The sequence below is a fragment of the Flavobacterium sp. ACAM 123 genome, from assembly GCF_000264055.1.
Classification (GTDB): Bacteria; Bacteroidota; Bacteroidia; order Flavobacteriales; family Flavobacteriaceae; genus Flavobacterium.
On sequence record NZ_AJXL01000072.1, the window covers coordinates 1 to 18924 of the forward strand.

Here is an 18924-nt window from a genome sequence, read left to right on the forward strand (position 1 = left end):
TCTCTTTTTTTATTTATGGATTGTAGCTTATTGGATACACTCTAATCCTAAAATTGGATCAACAGTAAGTCCTATTCCATTGGCGGACCAATCACCTGTGATAACTGTACCTGAATTACTTGAATTCCATTTGATGTTGATTGTAACTTTTTCACATGCAGAAACACTTCCTTCAACTTTGATTATGCGGTTAGAGCTTCCTCCCGGAGTGCTTTGCGAAACGGTTAAAGTACCACCTGTTACAGTAACAGTAGCATTTGTGCCCGTAAAATTAGTAAGACCACCTTGTATTTTTAAATTAGAAATAGCATCTTTAGGAGTGAATGTGTATTCAGCTTCACGAGAACTACTACAAGAAATTGCTTTTCCTGAAAATACAGTTTCACAACCACTAGCACACATTCCTACGAGACTATAATTGATATCAAATACACCTTGTGGGCCATCTCCCACAACTTGTAAATAAAGACTTTTAATGTCACATGCTTTCCAGCCGCTTTCAAGTGGAATAGAATACTCTCCCCACGTATTTGCAGCAGCACCTACTCCTACCGAAGCTCCATTGATTACAAGATCAGCAAACTTTTCTGTGCTGAGAACTAATAATTTGAATTCAGTTCTAGTATTAAAATATTTGATATAAATTGTTTTTGAAAATTTATCATTATTAAGACCTCCCCAAGAGACAATTTTTGAATCTGTTTTTTCGAAATAAGTACTACTTTCTGCAGCAATACAATTGGCAATACAACTTACATAAGGAAATAATGAATAATCTGCGGCTGGTATTGTAGTGCTTCCGATAATCAAAGTTTTAGATGTTGGTGCAACTTTAGCTGTTGTACTTGTTTCTAATGCAGTAGGTTCATTGCTACAACTCATTAGAAGTATTCCCATTGTAACTGTTAAAATAATTTTTTTCATGATAGATAAATTTAGGATTTGTTGAAAATAAATAAGAGCTATTGTTTACTAATAAAAATTAAAATAAAAAATATTTTCTTTGTTTTGATTTTGACAAATATTAGAATATAATTCGTTGTTAAAATAATATAATCGTTGACAGCTATATATTAACGATAAAGTGTATGTTTTTATAAATTTTAAAAGCATTTTACATTAAATGCCGAAAAATAATAGGTATAAATAATTATTTAACAGTAATAATAAGTACTTCTAAATGGATATTTAAAAAAACTCAAGTACATGACAAAAAACTAAATAAGCTGTAATTTAGATTGTGGCACTGTCAAAAGAAATTTTGACAAGAAGTCTAATCCATATTTAAATACACTTATTGCTTTTCTTCCATGCGTTTTTATTTTTATTGGTTTACTATTCTGGTCGCTATAGTCCCCAATCTTGTAGCACCAAACAAAAGCAATCATTGTCAACAAGAAAAGTCTTTCGAGCCTTTGTAAATCGCTCACATGAGTATCTTCAATATTAAATCCACTACTTTTCAAGGCTCTGAATAGTGTTTCGATTTGCCATCTCTGTCTGTAATATTCCATAGCTTGCTCTGGCTTGTTAAATGAAACAAGAATTAAAAATTCCATTTTACCCTCTCTATCGATAGTTTTGCTTCCAGATAAATAGCACCTTTGTCCATGTAATTCTACTATTTTGGGATAGTGATAAAATTCTCCTACTTTTAAATGATTAAAAAGCCAAAAAGCTTTAATTTCTTTTTGCTTTTGGTAGGAATAAATTTTGAAATTATTCCTTATTCGGATGTAATACCTAATGTTGTTTTGGTTCAAAAAACCTAACCATTCATTTCCAATAAACTCTCTGTCTGCCAGTAAACAATCAATAGTCTCACTTCCAAACCATTCGATATATTTGTTGATTAACTCGATTCGTTCCTGGGTATCTGAATTCCCTCGCTTATCTAACATTTTAAACATCAATGGAAACGCTACGTTCTTGTAGCTAATTCCCAACATCAATATGTTAATATTCTGAGAACCAAACTTCCAATTGGTCCTATCTAAAACCAATACTAAACCACTCTGTAAAGGCAATAGATTAAATATCAAGGTAGATACTAATTTCATTGAGAATTCAAATTCTTTCATGAATCTTTGAATTCTCCTATAAGAACTACTCTTAGCCGCTTTTGTGTCAAATCCAGAGGCTAATCGATCATAATTAATTGTCTTTATTTTGCATAAAGCCGTTATAAATAAACAAATGAACTTGACCCTGGCAGACTGATTTCTCCTTTAAAATGGCTTTGTAAAACCGAGATCAATGTACTATCTTTACTTCCGAGACTGGTGTTTTTTATTATAAAAATTATGTAGTAATAATCTTATAATTTACAAAATACTGGTCTCTTTTCCTAATGTTTACCTCGTATTTTACTGACTAACAGATAAATATAATTTTTGTCATGTACTGAAAAAAAAAACTTAAGTTATATCATTTGATATGATAAATGCTGAGTTGCTATGCTTGACAAATTAAAATTAAGTTTTTTGTTCTTAACTGAATCTTTGGGCTAAGTAAATGTTTGTACAACTTTAATAAAATTGATTAAAAATAAATTTAGATTCCTCGGTAATTAAGTGACAAAAATTTAAAAAATAAGATTACCTGCCAATTCTCGTAACGCAATTTCTGATAACTTTGCCTGAAATTGAGCATTGCTGTAACGTACTTTCGCATTGACATGATTCAACTGCGCGGTCCTAAACTCCAACGTGGTTATGGTTCCAATATGAAATTTATCCAAGGTAATATCTAAGTTTTGTTTGGCAATGACTTCATTTTTTTCTTCTAAATCAATCAACTCTAAATTCGTTAGATAAGTCTGATACGCGGTAGCTAATTGAGTGTTTAGAGCTAAGTTTTGCTGCTCGATCTGTATTTTTGAATTTTCGATTTGTATGCCAGCAATTTTCTCGTTTCGGTTTTGCGCCCAGCCATCAAAGAGATTCAGAGAGGCACTAAAACCATAATTTAATCCTCTTGCAGAAGACTGTGTTGTAAAACCAAGACTAGATTGGCTATCAGAGAAAGTATAGCCCGTGCTTACTCTTACCGTTGGATATCTGACAGCTTTTATTTGTTTTAATTGTAATTCAGCAACTCTTTTGTTTATTATCAAAGATTCTAGTTGTGGATTTTGCTTTTCTGCTAATCTTGTTAATTCAGGAAGAGATAAAGTAGGATCAACAATAATGGTATCAACCAATTTGAAATCGGTTTTTGTATCGCGAGCAAGAATTTGATTCAGTAAAGTCTTGGTATTTGCATACAATTCCTTTTGCCTTAATAGGGTAACTTTATCCGTATTTAAGTCCACTTGTGCATTTAAAACGGCTAGTTTAGATGCTTTTCCTATGGTAAAACGATTTTGTGCCAAAGTCAAGCGTTGGTTGGAAATTACAATTGTGGAGTCTAAGGCTTTCAATTGCTGCTGTTGCTGAACCAAGTCAAAATAGAGAGCATTAACATCGCTAATTTTTGTAATTAAAGTCAGTTTTAGCTTTGTTTCACCTTGTTTTTGCAATTCTTTCAACTGCTCTAATTTTGCGAACATTCTAAATCCATCAAAAACAGTCCAATCTAAATTCACACCATAATTCAAACTATTATTTTTAGCATTGTCTAGACTATTGATTGTTCCGTCAGCACGAATTTGTGAAAGGTTTATAATGCTATTATTATCAACAATTGACGCTGTCGCTTTAGGTAAAATACCAGCGTTTCCTATCGATACATTTGTTTTGTCAATTGTCAACTCATTTGTTGCAATCTTTATTTCATAATTATTTTCTAACGCTATCTTTACGGCCTCTTCAATGGTTAATACTTCCTGCGCATTCACCGTTACTAAACAAAAGAAAAATAAAATCAGACTTTGGATTAGTACTTTATAATTCTTCATTTTATTTGCTTTCATTTTCATATTCTTCAATGTGTTCAAACTCTGGATGGTGCTTTTTGACTTTAGACCACATAAAATACAAGGCCGGAATTATAAATAAGGTTAATACCAAGGAGAAAACTGTTCCTCCCACGATTACCACTCCCATTCCTATTCTACTGGTGGATGCCGCTCCAAGAGACATAGCGATAGGTAATGCCCCCAAAGAAATAGCCAGACTTGTCATTAAAATTGGTCGAAGGCGCGCTTCTGAAGCTTCTAAAATAGCTTCCAGTTTAGGTCTTCCCTGTTCGCGTAATTGATTGGCAAATTCAACGATTAAAATTCCGTTTTTGGTTACTAATCCAATAAGCATAACGGTTCCAATCTGGCTGAAAATATTCCAAGTTTGGTCGAATAACCACAAAGAAAATAGGGCTCCAGCAACAGCCATTGGGACAGTTAAAATGATAATAAAAGGATCAATAAAGCTCTCAAATTGTGCTGCAAGTATCAAAAATATCAATAATAACGCAAGTCCAAAAGCAAAAGAGGTGTTCGAACTACTTTCCACAAAATCCCTAGATTCTCCACCCAGATCAGTTGTAAACGTATCGTCAAGCACTTTTGCCTTAATTTCATTCATGGCTTCAATACCGTCATTTATACTTTTACCTGGAGCGAGACCCGCAGAAACGGTGGCTGACAAATAGCGGTTGTTATGATACAACTGAGGTGGCTTACTTTGTTCCTCAATACTGATAATATTATCCATTTGGATCAATTGCCCTTTGTTGTTTTTGACATACATAGAGGTCAAGTCTAATGGTTTTGCTCGGTCTTTTTGTTCAAATTGTCCAATGACTTCGTATTGTTTCCCGTTTTTCATAAAATACCCAAAACGTTGCCCACTTAAAGACAGTTGCAAGGTTTGAGCAATATCAATTACAGAAATTCCTAAACTTTCTGCTTTTTCACGATCAATAGTGACATTGATCTCCGGTTTGTTGAATTTTAAATTTATATCAGAGTTGGAAAAGGTGGAGTTATTTTCTACTTCTTCCATAAATAAAGGGATTTTTTCCTCCAACTTGGCAAAATTAGGTGCCTGAATAATGTATTGTACAGGTAATCCTCCACGTCTGTTTACAGCGATTGTTGGCTGTTGCGTGACAGAGGTTTTAGCCTCTGGATATAGTTTGGTCCACTTGGTTAACTTTTCTGCAATTTCATCTTGGGACAGTTTTCTTTCATCAGGCTCTTTAAGAGAAAGTCTCATAAAACCGCTGTTTACTGAAGAAGAGCCAAAACCTGGAGAGGTAACCACTAAGCTTACCTTTTTTTCCGGAATGGAATCATCTACTAATTGTGAAATTTCCTGCATGAATCGATCCGTATATTCATAACTTGAACCTTCGGGGGCAGTCATCCTTAAAATTAAGGAACTACGGTCATCATAGGGAGCGGTCTCTTTTTGGATTAAATTAAAAAAGACATAAATCAGGCCGAAACAAGCAATTAAAATAGGGAAGCTCAACCATTTTTTCTTCATGAAACGGCTTAGAGCATCTGCGTAATTGCTATTTAACTTTTTAAAATAGGGTTCACTTAGAATGTAAAACTTTGATTTTTTCTGTTCTCCACCTTTCATTAGGTAGGCATTCAACATTGGGGTCAATGTAAGAGATACAAAAGCAGAAATCAATACAGCCGCACCAATGACGACTCCAAATTCTCGGAATAATCGTCCCACAAATCCTTCCAGAAAAATAACGGGAAGAAATACTGCCGCAAGGGTGATGGAAATGGATATAACTGCAAAAAATATTTCGTTAGATCCTTTGATGGCCGCCTCAATAGGGGACATGCCTTCTTCTACTTTTTTATAAATATTTTCTGTGACGACGATTCCATCATCTACGACGAGCCCTGTCGCTAATACAATGGCCAGTAAGGTCAGTACATTGATAGAAAATCCAAATAACCACATAATAAAAAACGTCGCAATCAGCGAAACGGGGATATCAATTAAAGGCCTGAAGGCAATCGCCCAATCTCTAAAAAATAAATATATAATCAAGATTACAAGAAATATAGAAATCCCTAAGGTTTCAGCAACTTCAAGAACTGATCTTTTTACAAAAATAGTATTGTCAAGCGCAATATTTAAATGGATATCTTTCGGCAGATCTTTCTTTAAAGCTTCGTATTGCTCATAAAATGCAGAGGAAATGTCTAAATAGTTAGCTCCGGGCTGCGGCACGATAGCTAATCCAATTAGTGGCAAGCCAGATTGACTTAATTTAGTTTCAATATTTTCAGGTCCCAAAACGGCTGAACCGATATCGCTGAAGCGAACTGTTTTGTCTCCGTCTGAACGAATAATAATACTGTTGAATTCTTCTGCTGTAGCAAGGTTCCCAACAGTTTTTACTGTTAATTCAGTATTGTCACCTGTTAATTTTCCGGATGGTAATTCTACATTTTGTTGGTTTAAAGCGGCTCTTACCTCTGAAACAGTACAACCGTAAGAAGCTAATTTTATCGGATCTATCCACAAACGCATCGCGTACCTTTTTTGCCCCCAAATTTGGACGCCACTAACTCCGGGAATCGTTTCTAATCGTTGTGAAATCACATTCTCTGCATAGTCACTTAGTTCAAGCTGGCTCCGAGTATCACTTTGCACCGTCATTGAAATAATAGCATCACCATTGGCATCTGCTTTGGAAACGACTGGTGGAGCGTCAATATCTTGTGGTAAACGTCTCGTGGCCTGTGATACTTTATCACGAACATCGTTAGCCGCTTCTTCAAGATCCTTTGTTAAATCAAATTCGACAGTAATGCTGCTACTTCCTTGCGAGCTGGAGGAGGTGATGTTTCGGATTCCATCGATGGAGTTAATCGCTTTCTCGAGTGGTTCCGTAATTTGTGATTCAATGATATCTGAATTGGCTCCCGTATAATTGGTACGGATCGAAATTTGTGCAGGATCAATCGAAGGAAATTCGCGAACACCTAGGAAGGTGTATCCTATAATCCCGAATAACACTATTGACAAATTCATTACAATAGTGAATACGGGTCTTTTAATGCTGAATGTAGATAAACTCATTGAGATTTTAATTTGTAATTTTTTGTTTAATCCAAGTAGGCTACAAACGGATTCTGATTGTTTTTTAGACTTAAATTTATTTAATGATTACTTTTACTGGGGCATCATTTTTCAAAGACATAATACCGCTTGTAATAACAGTATCGCCTGCTTTTAAACCTGATAATACAATAAGGGAGGCATCTGTTCTGGTAGCCGTTTCTATCATCACTTCTTTTGCCTTTCCAAATTCAGAAATAAAGATTTTCTTTCCATTTTGCACAGGAATAACTGCTTGTGTTGGCACTAAAATGGCTTCTTCGATGGAGTTTAAAGGCAATTCAACATTAGCGAAAGTACCTGGTAGTAATTTTCCTTCTTTGTTTTCTGCAATAGCTCTTACCTGCAGCGTTCGTGTTGCAATTTCAACTGTGGGCTCTATGGCATATATTTTAGCACTGTATTCCTCAGTAGATCCAGTAACTGTAAATCTTATCATCGTATTAATTTTGACCCTCTGGGCATATTTTTCAGGGATGGAAAAAGTAATTTTTAGTTTACCAATATTAACCAGTTTCGCTACTAAAATTGCTGGTGTTATATACGTTCCCACAGAAATGGAACGCAACCCTATTCTTCCTGAAAAAGGGGCTCTTATCGCAGTTTTAGCGATTTGGGCTTTTATTAATTGTCCTTGAGCTTTGGTAGAAGCATATTCAGCTCTTGCAACGTCATACTCTTCTTGACTTATCGCTTCTTTTTGCAATAGAAGTTTTGCTCTTCTTTCGTTTTCTGATGCTAGATTTTGTTTTGTGTTTGCTTGGCTCAGTTGGGCTCTCAATTCTATGTCGTTTACTTTAAAAAGCAACTGTCCTTTACTTACACTACTTCCTTCCTGAAAATTGATGCTTTCTACGATCCCAGAAACTTCTGAACGAATCTCTACTTGTTCATTTGCTTCAACAGAGCCTGAAAGGGACAGTTTATTATCAAAGCTCTGCGGGTGGGCGATGATGCCGCTTACTTTCATTGCATTGGTGGAAGCAGATTTTCCTTTAGGGTCGTTTGAGTTGCTTTTGTTTTCGAGTATTCTGTAAGTAATAAAAGCACCAAACCCAATAGTTAATAAGGTGTAAATTAAGTATTTTAATTTCATAACGTATTGAGTAAAGAAGTGTTATTTTAGGTTAATTCTACCTAATTGAATAAAGATTTAAATGCTGTTATACATTTGTACATACAAATATATAATTATAGAACTAATTAAACACTATTTATTTTACAGTATTTACTTATAAAGAGTTAGACATAGCAGAAAGTGATTTAAACAATAAAGTTAATATATTGTAATACAAATACTTAAATTAGTTATAGAGACTGCCTAACTGATATAATTCCAGATATTTTTATTTTTAGTGAGATCAATATAAACCGCTCTCAAAGTGGCGTGTTCTGGTTTTTGCAAAGTGGCGTCGGCGGTAAGGATTTTTATGGCTTTTTCTCTGGCTAAAGCCAAAATGTCTCTGTCACGGACAAGGTCAGCAATTTGAAGGTTTAGTACGCCACTTTGTTGCGTACCCATCAGGTTTCCTGGACCACGGAGCTTCAAATCGACTTCGGCAATTTCAAAGCCGTCATTGGTGCTTACCATTGTTTCCATTCGGGTTTTGCTGTCAGAGCTTAATTTGTGACTGGTCATTAAGATGCAATAACTCTGATCAGCACCACGACCCACACGACCGCGCAATTGATGCAGTTGCGACAGTCCGAAGCGCTCGGCACTTTCAATAATCATTACCGAAGCATTAGGAACATTTACTCCAACTTCAATAACTGTTGTGGCGACCATAATGTTGGTTTTTCCGTCTGAAAAACGTTTCATTTCGGCATCTTTATCGGCCGGTTTCATCTTTCCGTGCAAAATAGAAATGGCATAATCTGGCAACGGAAAGTCGCGCGAAACACTTTCATAGCCGTCCATCAAATCTTTGAAATCCATTTTTGCAGATTCTTGTATTAGCGGATAGACAATGTATATTTGTCGGCCTAAAACGATTTCATCTCGTATAAATTTCCATACTTTCAAGCGGTTGCTGTCAAAACGATGCACGGTTTGAATTGGTTTTCGTCCAGGAGGTAATTCGTCGATAACTGAAATGTCCAAATCACCGTACAAACTCATCGCCAGTGTTCGCGGAATAGGGGTGGCGGTCATCACTAAAACGTGTGGTGGAATCGTATTTTTTTTCCACAATTTAGAGCGCTGTTCTACTCCAAAACGGTGCTGCTCATCAATGACGGCCAATCCTAAATTTTGGAATTTTACTTTATCTTCCAGTAAAGCATGCGTCCCAATCAAAAGGTGTAAACTACCGTTTTCCAATTCTTCATGGATTATTTTCCTGGCTGAAGTTTTAGTTGAGCCAGTCAGTATTTTTATATTGATATTAAGTTCATTAGCTAATTCTGAAAGCCCGATAAAATGCTGGTTTGCCAAGATTTCTGTTGGAGCCATTAAGCAGGCTTGGAACCCATTATCAAGCGCCAGAAGCATGCTCATAAAAGCGACAATCGTTTTCCCGGAACCTACATCTCCTTGTAATAGCCGGTTCATTTGGGCGTTGCTTCCCATGTCTGTTCTGATTTCTTTAATTACCCTTTTTTGTGCTCCAGTGAGTTCAAAAGGCAGATGGTTTTGATAAAAATTATTGAAATTATCACCAACTTTGGTAAAGGGATGTCCCTTTATTTTGTGTTTTTGAACCAGATTTTTGGTAATTAATTGCAACTGGATAAAGAACAATTCTTCAAACTTTAATCGAAATTGGGCTTTGGCCAAAGCTTCTCCGCTTTTAGGAAAATGAATGTTGAATAAAGCGGATTTTTTGGGAATCAACTGCAATTCTTGCATTAGATAGTCTGGCAAAGTTTCTGTAAATAGCGTTTGGGTTTCTAGAAACAGCTGTTGCATTAATTTATTAATCACTCGGTTTGAAATTCCGCGGTTGGTCAAGGTTTCTGTCGAAGGATACACGGGTTGCATGGCAGAACGCAAACTTTGCTCATGCTCGCTCAACGCTTCAATTTCAGGATGCGCCATATTATAAGCGCCGTTAAACGAAGTGCATTTCCCGAAAATAACAGAAATTTCATTTAGTTTCAGCGATTCGCGAATCCATTTTTGTCCCTGAAACCACACCAATTCCATCTGGCCCGTATCATCTACAAAAGTGGCGACGAGGCGTTTCCTGCCTTTTGCAAATTCGACGGTTTTGATATTGATGATTTTGCCGATGATTTGTACCTCGGTTGCATTATTTTGCAACTCGTTAATTTTGTAATAGCGCGTTCGGTCAATGTACCGGTTTGGGTATAAATTGATCAAATCCCTATACTTATGAATTCCCAATTCCTTACGCAGCAATTCACCACGATTGGGACCAACGCCTTTTAGGTATTCGATTGGGGTAAGTAAGAGGTTGCTCATGTAGGGTTTTCCAAGTTCAAAATTCCAAGTTGACTATTCAATATTCAAGCTTGTTTTTCTTATGGAAGCGAAGATAGTTTTTAATTGGGAATTTAGGAAACGAAGAAAGAAGGGAATGTGCTAATGAAATAATTTACTAAGAGGGAATAGAGACCTATATTAAAAAGTTAAAATAAAATTTCATCTACCTTTTTTTAATAGAAGTTCATTTGGGAGAAATCATCTAATCTCTTTTCTTTAAAGTTGTATTGATTACATCAATCTATTTGATAATAAGTAAGTTAAGTACTATATTTTAAATAAAATGATGTAGTTCGTCGATTATTTTTGTTGTTTTAACGGATTTGTATGTATGTTTGAAAAGAATTAGAACTCATACTAAATACAATTTTGAAGAAGTTTGCCCCACAATCTACTTTAAACTTAAACTACTAAATTATGAAAACAAATTTACTTCGTGCAGTACTGCTAACAGCAGTTATATTCACTTTAAATTCTTGTTCTTCTGACGCTTCTGAAGCATCTACAGTAGAAGCAAAATCACAAGTTATTGTAAATTATACTTATAGTCCTAGTGAATTGCAAACAATGAAACTAATAAACGACTATAGAGTAAGTGTTGGCCTAAGTGCATTAGAAAAAATTAATTATATTTCAGTTCAATCAGAAGATCACGATAAGTACATGATCACTAATAATGTAGTTAACCATGATGGTTTTGTAGGTCGCTCTGAAAATATTATAAAAACGCAGGGAGCAAAAACAGTAGGCGAGAACATAGCTTATAATTATAGTACACCTGAAGCAGCGGTAAATGCTTGGTTAAATAGTCCAGGTCACAAAGAAAATATAGTTGGTAATTATACTCATTTTGGAATTTCAATAAGAGAAAATGCTATAACTGGTAAAAAATATTATACAAACATTTTTGCAAAAATATAATTAAGTTTGTTTAGTTTGAAATAACCAGGATATCAATTGATATCCTGGTTATTTTTTTATAACTCCATGATAATAAATTCACTTCGTCTGTTTAGTTGATGCTCTTCTTCGGTGCATTCAACGTCGTCAGCACATTTATTTATGAGTTGGTATTCTCCATATCCTTTAGCGGTTAAACGGCCTTTATCCACTCCGTTTTCTATTAACCAACCGATAGTTGATTGTGCTCTTCTGTCTGATAAAGACTCATTGTATTTGAATGATCCACGGCTGTCAGTATGGGATCGAATATCAAGTTTCATTTTTGGATATTGATTCATGACATCCAATATTTTTTCTAAATCTATAGCTGCTTCTACACGGATATTGGATTTATCAAAATCGAAGTATATATTTTTAATGCCAAAGCATTTACCTAAATCATCACCGATGGTGACCTTACATTCCTCTTTTTCTAAGGCTATATCTAGTTTTGTTTTTCCATCTTCGTCGGCAATAGTCACACTTTCTTCCTTGGTAGTATAGGCTTCTTTTTCGGCTCTTACATTATATGTTTTTCCGCATTCAACAGAAAAAGTATAGTTTCCTTTATCATCTGTATTAACGGTTCCCATAGGGTTAAACTTGTTGTCAAACAGACTGATTTTTGCCCCTAGAAGAATCTCAGAAGTGGCTAAATCTGTCACTTTTCCATATAGTTGCTGTTCACAAAGAAGCTTTTTAGTTTCTAGGAATTTATAGATATCATCATAACCTTGTCCACCATCTCTGTTTGACGAGAAAAAACCTCTTCTGGATTTAGTGTCAATCCAATACCCGAAATCATCCTTAGGAGAGTTGGCATCCATACCCACATTTTGAACCTTTCCAAAAGTTCCGTCTGCATTTATTTTAGACACAAAAATATCTAATCCTCCCAGACCTGGATGGCCATCAGATGCGAAATAAATTTCGTTGTCATCATTTACAAATGGAAAAGTTTCTCTTCCTTCCGTATTAATCAAACGTCCTAAATTTAAAGGTGTCCCAAAAGTCCCATCGTCATTTATTTGTACTTTAAATATATCAGAAAGTCCTATAGTTCCCGGCATATCAGAAACAAAATACATTGTTTTTTCATCAGGGCTTAAAATAGGGTGGGCTGTACTGTAATTATCACTATCGAAAGGAAGTTCAGTAATATTCACCCATTTGTCATTCTCTAAAGTGGCTTTATATATTTTTACTAAGGTATTGTCGTTTCCGTCTTTTCCTTTTTTCCCCTCGAGATAGTTATTTCTTGTGAAATAGATGGTTTTTCCATCTTTAGTAAAGACCGGAGTAGATTCGTTAAATTTAGAGTTGATGGATTTATCAAACTTGGCTGGACTTCCCAAACTCATTTCCTCGCCAACATCGGACACATACAATTTTGTGAAAGATTGACCGGTCCAGGTATGTCTTCTGTGACTTAAACTTCCGGTATCTCGTGCAGATGCAAATACTATTTTATTGGAATACATAGTAGTCCCATAATCTGAATAGGGAGAATTGATTCCTGCATCTTCCACTTTATACCTTCCGGAATTAGCCTTGATGGCATCCATATAGTTTTCGTTCTTCGCAAAAAGTTCCCCTCTGCTGTCATTTCCTGACATTTTATCAAATTTTTCCATAATTTGATTTGCTTTGTCATTTTCGCCAATGGATCTTAAAGATTGGGCATAGCGATAATAATAAGCCGGTTCCACTTCGGACGTCATGGCAAATAACTCGCCATACCATTGGGCCGCTTTTTCGAGCTCCCCATTGAAATAGTAGGCATTTCCCAGTTTTTGGAACATATCAGCCGATTTATAACCTTTATCAGCCACTCTTTCGTATGTTTTTATGGCAGATACAAAAGCATAGTTGTCATATTTTTTATCGGCAGCGGCTACTCTGGCTTTTTGTGAATAAATGTTTAATGAAAAAACACTTATTATAGTTATATAAAAGAGTATGTTATTTTTCATAATAATTGTTTTTAGGAGAATCGTTGGGTTGTGATTTTAATTTTTTTTATCTGTATTTTTTTTTAACATTTCATTGAATTGATCCATCATTTCATCACCTTTTTCATTTTCACCAGTGAATATAAGCGATTGGGCGTAACGATAATAATAGACCGGTTCTAAATCCGTTGTCATGGCAAATAATTCGCCATACCATCTAACAGCTTCCTTTAGTTTTTCATTAAAGAAATAGGCATTTCCTAATTTTTGAAACATATCTATAGATTTGTATCCTTTTTCAGCTACTCTTTCATAAGTTTTTAAAGGATTAATAGAGACATACCCCGTATTTTTATTTAAATCTTCCGTTACACGTGTATCAATAGGCGTAAAGGACTGTTTTATTGAATCTGTAATTATTTTCATTTGGTTATCTGTGAGGTGTCCGCCTTCTCCGAAGTGCGGTGTTACAACTCTCGTATTGTTAGGACCCAAATCATTGGTGTTAACCTGGCTTAGGTCTGAAACTTCATAAGTGGTAGTATAACCACCAAACTTCATATTTATCTTTTCTACGACATGGTATGAGTTGGCAGCCTTTACAGGTTTGACATCTGTTTTTAAATTTTTAAAAGTAGTTTTATTTTTACCTTCCATTTTTATTTTAGTTTCAGTCAATTTTAATTTTTGGGAAAAACTGCTAAAGGAAAAAACAAATAATAAAATTAAATAAAATTAGGCAGCCTTTCATGATAATAAATTTTTATCGGATTATTTGCGGGGTCATTTCATCATTATTTTTTCAATTTTATGAGTTCTTCTAATGCTATTTTCTGTTTTAATCTTTTCATTATTTCATTAGCTTGATCATTTTGGTCAATAAACATCAAACACTTCGCATAACGGGAATAATATTCTGCATCTAAATCAGAAGTCATGGCAAATAATTCTCCATACCATTTGGCCGCTTTGTCTAATCTGGAATTTGAATAATAGGAGTTTGCCAATTTTTGAAACAGATCTACAGATTTATATCCTTTTTCAGCCACTCTTTCGTATGTTTTTGTAGCATTTACGTATGCGTATTTATCATTTATTTTATCAGTGATGTAAACCTTTTCATTTTGTGAATAAATCTTAAATGAGACAAGGCTTATTGTCATACAAAAAATACATTTTTCTTCTCATAATAATTATTTTTTTAGAAAAATCTTTGAGTAGTTATTTTATCATTATTTTTAAATAATTCGTAGCGCAAGAAAATTTCATGTGAGCCGGAGTTGTAATTATCTAAATTAGTGGTTTCAAGATCATATCCGTAACCCAAATATAAGGCTTCAGATACTTGAAAGCCTACCATGGCAGTTATAGCAGCGCTCCATCTATAGGCTATTCCAACCACGAATTTTTCATTAAACATAAAGTTTCCTGAAACATCTACTTGTAGTGGTGCTCCTTTAACCATTTTTGTTAATAACGCAGGTTTGAATTTTATGGAGTTATTCAAATCAAGTATATAACCGGCTATCAAATAGTAATTTATTTTTTCTTTAAAAATAGCGACTTCATTGTCATCGTAGCGATTTGTTTCTATAAAATTGGGTACTGATAATCCTACATACGCCTTGTCCGAATGCAAATAAACACCAGCCCCAATATTAGGAGAGAATTTATTGTTAAAGTTTTGTAAACTAGGATCGCTATCAACTGGATTCAGCCGGCTAACGTCCAAATCAAATAAGTTGGCCGTTGCTTTAATACCAAATGATAGTTTAACTTTTTCAGAGGTCGGTATGGTGTAGGATAGATCAGCAGAAATAGTGTTTTCATGCGTAGGACCTATCTTATCGTTGATAACAGATACACCAAGACCTAATCTGCTGTTATTAAAAGGGGTATTTACAGATACTGCATTTGTAACTGGCGCACCATCTAATCCAACCCATTGGGTACGATGTAACGCAAAAATACTTAGAGCACCTCTCGATCCGGCATAAGCTGGATTTATATTTATTGTGTTGTACATGTATTGTGTAAATTGAGCGTCTTGTTGACCATAACTTACAACTCCAGTAAACAGCAAAGCGAATAATATTATTCTTGTCTTCATTTGGTTTCCTTTTTTATACCTGAGGGCTGCTAACCCTCAGGAATTATGTTTAAGTTAGATTTATCTTGTAAGGTATAAATACCCATCTTTTTGATTTGCCTGAATATCACCATTAAGATCAACGGAAGTATAGTTTAAGATATAAAAATACGTTCCTGTTGGCAATCCTGATGACCTACTGACTGTTGTTCTTCCATTTGAGTAACCGTTAAAAGCATTCGTTTCATTATTATAATTCCTAGTTTCAAAAACCAGTACTCCCCAACGGTTATAGATCTCAACTGTATTTTCAGGATAACAGATGGTATCCTCAAGACCGTCAATGACAAATAATTCATTAATCCCGTCCCCATTTGGAGAAAAAGCATTATGGACGAGTACACTTTCACAACCTAATACTGAAGCTTTTTCAACCTCTACTGTGTCAGACCCATTAACTGGAGTTCCGTCGAGTAATTTTCCATTTGCATTTGCAGTATTTGTTACTGAATCATTCGCTAAGTCGCTTTTGGTAATCGTGTAACTTTCACTAAAAGCGGGATAAGATTCTCCAGGAGCTAAACTTTCGATTGTGGTATTCAATCCCGTTAATGGATCTGTAACGACTATCTGGTAAATTGTAACATTTCCTAAATTCTTTACCTCTATAGTATAATTGATTATATCACCAACAAAACTATAGACATCGGTCGTTGTACCGTTGCTAGTAACTGTAGCCGTTTTAATAACTTCTAGAACAGGGTTTTGTATTAAAGGAGTTATAGTACAAGTTGGACATTCAGGGTTTACTGGGCAGGTTGTACATGGCGTAGGATCAGTAGAAGAATTTGATGTCGGATCCTCTCCAATAGGTGGGTTTCCTGAAACAATTGCAAGATTGTAAACCACCCCTGCATCAATATCGGCTTGCGTTATCGCATAAATACCACTGAAGGTAGAAGTATCAGAAGCACCAGCAGCCAATGCTATAGGACCTCCGGTTATTGTTATAACTGGATCAGAAACCGTCACATTAGTAAGTGTTACGTTACCGGTATTGGTCACCACGAAGTTATATACTACATTATCCCCAACGTTCGTTATGCCATCATTATTGGTGTCGACATAGGTTCCATCTTTAGTAATAACAATGGAAGATATTTGAGTTAAAGGTGTTTCAGTAGGCGTATCATTGTCGATTGCAGTTCCAGATATATCGGTTACGTCTTTATTTTCATTATCCTTTCCTAAAGCAGTTGCAGAGTTGATTACTATACCTAAATCTACATCAGCTTGTGTCAATGTATAAATACCAGTTACCGTATTGTTTGTTTCTCCCACTGCAAGTGAAGCTATTGGATTTCCAGTAATGTTTGCCATAGTAATTAGAGGGTCACTAATAACTACATTTGAAACAGGCACATTACCTATATTGGTTACCAAAAAGGTATAATTAATTTTTTCATCAACTTGGGCATAACCGTCATTATTGGTATCAATAAATTCTCCCTTTTTTACAAGTGCGATACCAGATTCATTAATCGTAAATGTTTTAGTTATTGAACAACCGTTAGCATCTTTTATTTCAACTGAATAAGTACCTTTTGGTAAACTGTTTAAATCTTTAGTTATGGCAAGACTTAACCAAGAATAGGTATAAGGCGAAGTACCTCCTGTAACAGTTTGAACTATGGAACCATTGTTACATCCAACACAATTGTTATTATTTATGATAACAGCAGTTGCACTTAAAACAGCTTGCGGTTGTTCGATAGATACTTCACAAGTAGTTTCATATCCTAAATTATCGGTTACTGTTACGCTATGTAATCCAGCAGTGAGAGCAGTGGCTTGAGCAGTAGTTTCTCCATTATCCCAAAGATAAGAGTAACCCACATTACCACCAGAAGGCGTTACTGTAGCGATGCCGTTGTTGTCTCCATAACATTTTGCAGGCTCATTTTGAACAATAGAACAAGATAGCACGTTAGGCTCTGTAATTGTTACAGAACAAGAAGAAGTACATCTTTTTGAGTCGGTCACTGTTACGTTATGTAATCCAGCAGAAAGAGCCGTTGCTTGCGCAGTTGTTTCTCCATTATCCCAAAGGAAAGTAAATTCGCCATTACCACCGGTAGGGGTTACAGTAGCTATACCGTCGCTAAGACCGCTTGCGGTTACAGGAGTGTCTTGCACTACAGAACAAGCTACAACAGCCTCAGGTTGGGATATTGTTATTGAGACAGTAACCTCACATCCTTTGACATCAGTGACAGTCACATCGTGTGAACCTTCATCTAAAGCATTAGCCGTAGCCGTAGTTTCACCGTTATCCCATAAATAGGTATATGTGCCATTTCCGCCGGTAGGCGTTACAGTGGCTGAACCATTAGATTCACCAAAACAAACCACAGGGCTAACTTGAACAGCAGAGGCTGTTAATAGAGTTGGTTGTTGAATAGTCACTTCACAAGTAGTTTCATATCCTAAATTATCGGTTACTGTTACGCTGTGTAATCCAGCAGTAAGGGCAGTGGCTTGAGCCGTAGTTTCACCATTATCCCAAAGATAAGTGTAACCCACATTACCACCAAAAGCAGTTACGGTAGCGGAACCATTGTTGTCTTCATAACATTTAGCTGGGTCATCTTGTACAACTAAACAGTATAGCTCATCAGGCTCTCTAATTGTTACAGAACAAGAAGAAGTACAGCCTTTTGAATCGGTCACTGTTACGTTATGTAATCCGGCAGAAAGAGCAATTGCTTGCGCAGTAGTTTCATTATTATCCCAAAGGAAAGTGAATCCACCGTTACCACCCGTAGGGGTTACAGTCGCTTTACCGTCACTAAGACCTTTTGCAGTTACGGCAGTGTCTTGCACTACAGAACAAGCTACAACAGCCTCAGGTTGGGATATTGTTACTGAGACAGTAATCACACATCCTTTGGCATCAGTCACGATCACATCGTGTGACCCTACATTTAAGGCAGTAGCAGTAGCAGTAGTTTCCCCATTATCCCAAGAATAAGTATATCCTCCATTTCCTCCAGCAGGTGTTACTGTAGCAGAACCATTAGATTGTCCAAAACATACCACAGGGCTGTTTTCAACAGCTGATGCTGATAAAACAGTTGGTTGATTAATAGTAACCGTAGTTGTTACAGAACAACTTTTAGAATCTGTTATAGTGATGGTATGTAAACCCGCATTTAAATCATTCGCTGTAGCAGAAGTAGAAGAGCTTTTATCCCAAGAATAAGTATATCCTCCATTTCCTCCAGCAGGTGTTACTGTAGCAGAACCATTAGATTGTCCAAAACATACCACAGGGCTATCTTCAACAACTGAAGCGTTCAATACAGCAGGTTGAGTGATTATTTGGTCACCCAAGAATATAGCGCACGCAGGATTTTCCTTATCTCTGATTTGCACATTGTAAGTTGCAGGAGCAAGGCC

The 18924-nt window shown here is 35.7% G+C and carries 12 protein-coding genes; 1 reads left to right on the forward strand and 11 read right to left on the reverse strand.

Translation table 11 applies throughout. The annotated features are described in order from the left end of the window. Nucleotides 1-27 precede the first annotated feature (27 nt). The 6 genes from A3SG_RS0112760 to recG form a co-directional block, all read right to left on the reverse strand. Entirely contained in the window at nt 28-924 is an 897-nt protein-coding gene (locus A3SG_RS0112760; RefSeq protein WP_016990411.1) for a hypothetical protein, read from the reverse strand. 293 nt (nt 925-1217) lie between these two features. Then, a complete protein-coding gene (locus A3SG_RS19845; protein ID WP_316945247.1) occupies nt 1218-2198 on the reverse strand; it encodes an IS4 family transposase in 981 nt (326 codons plus the stop codon). Between the two features lie 386 nt (nt 2199-2584). After that, complete coding sequence (locus A3SG_RS0112770) at nt 2585-3919, reverse strand: TolC family protein (RefSeq protein ID WP_016990413.1); 1335 nt, start codon at nt 3917-3919, stop codon at nt 2585-2587. Beyond that, nucleotides 3900-6995 (reverse strand): efflux RND transporter permease subunit, encoded by a 3096-nt coding sequence (locus tag A3SG_RS0112775; protein ID WP_029596800.1) that lies wholly within the window; start codon nt 6993-6995, stop codon nt 3900-3902. Before A3SG_RS0112775 ends, A3SG_RS0112770 begins: the two co-directional genes overlap by 20 nt. Before the next feature lie 76 nt (nt 6996-7071). Then, nucleotides 7072-8130, reverse strand: a complete 1059-nt coding sequence (locus A3SG_RS0112780) for an efflux RND transporter periplasmic adaptor subunit (RefSeq protein ID WP_016990415.1) — start codon at nt 8128-8130, stop codon at nt 7072-7074. Nucleotides 8131-8355: 225 nt separating this feature from the next. Continuing rightward, nucleotides 8356-10461 carry an ATP-dependent DNA helicase RecG gene (gene recG / locus A3SG_RS0112785; protein ID WP_016990416.1) on the reverse strand — a complete coding sequence of 702 codons (2106 nt, stop codon included), beginning with the start codon at nt 10459-10461 and terminating at the stop codon, nt 8356-8358. A 438-nt stretch (nt 10462-10899) separates the two neighbouring features. On the opposite strand from recG, the gene A3SG_RS0112790 reads away from it, so the two are divergent. Next, nucleotides 10900-11403 (forward strand): CAP domain-containing protein, encoded by a 504-nt coding sequence (locus tag A3SG_RS0112790; protein ID WP_016990417.1) that lies wholly within the window; start codon nt 10900-10902, stop codon nt 11401-11403. A 56-nt stretch (nt 11404-11459) separates the two neighbouring features. Here A3SG_RS0112790 and A3SG_RS0112795 read toward each other — a convergent pair whose 3' ends face one another. From A3SG_RS0112795 to A3SG_RS20860, 5 genes are all read right to left on the reverse strand, one after another. Continuing rightward, nucleotides 11460-13397, reverse strand: coding sequence for an OmpA family protein (locus A3SG_RS0112795; RefSeq protein WP_016990418.1), 1938 nt, complete (start codon nt 13395-13397; stop codon nt 11460-11462). A gap of 36 nt (nt 13398-13433) precedes the next feature. Beyond that, nucleotides 13434-14054, reverse strand: a complete 621-nt coding sequence (locus A3SG_RS0112800) for a hypothetical protein (RefSeq protein WP_016990419.1) — start codon at nt 14052-14054, stop codon at nt 13434-13436. Nucleotides 14055-14170: 116 nt separating this feature from the next. After that, nucleotides 14171-14539, reverse strand: a complete 369-nt coding sequence (locus tag A3SG_RS0112805) for a hypothetical protein (protein ID WP_016990420.1) — start codon at nt 14537-14539, stop codon at nt 14171-14173. A gap of 38 nt (nt 14540-14577) precedes the next feature. Continuing rightward, nucleotides 14578-15486 carry a type IX secretion system membrane protein PorP/SprF gene (locus A3SG_RS0112810; RefSeq protein WP_016990421.1) on the reverse strand — a complete coding sequence of 303 codons (909 nt, stop codon included), beginning with the start codon at nt 15484-15486 and terminating at the stop codon, nt 14578-14580. 60 nt (nt 15487-15546) lie between these two features. Further along, on the reverse strand, nt 15547-18924 hold a 3378-nt coding region (locus A3SG_RS20860), incomplete at its 5' end, for a gliding motility-associated C-terminal domain-containing protein (RefSeq protein ID WP_016990422.1).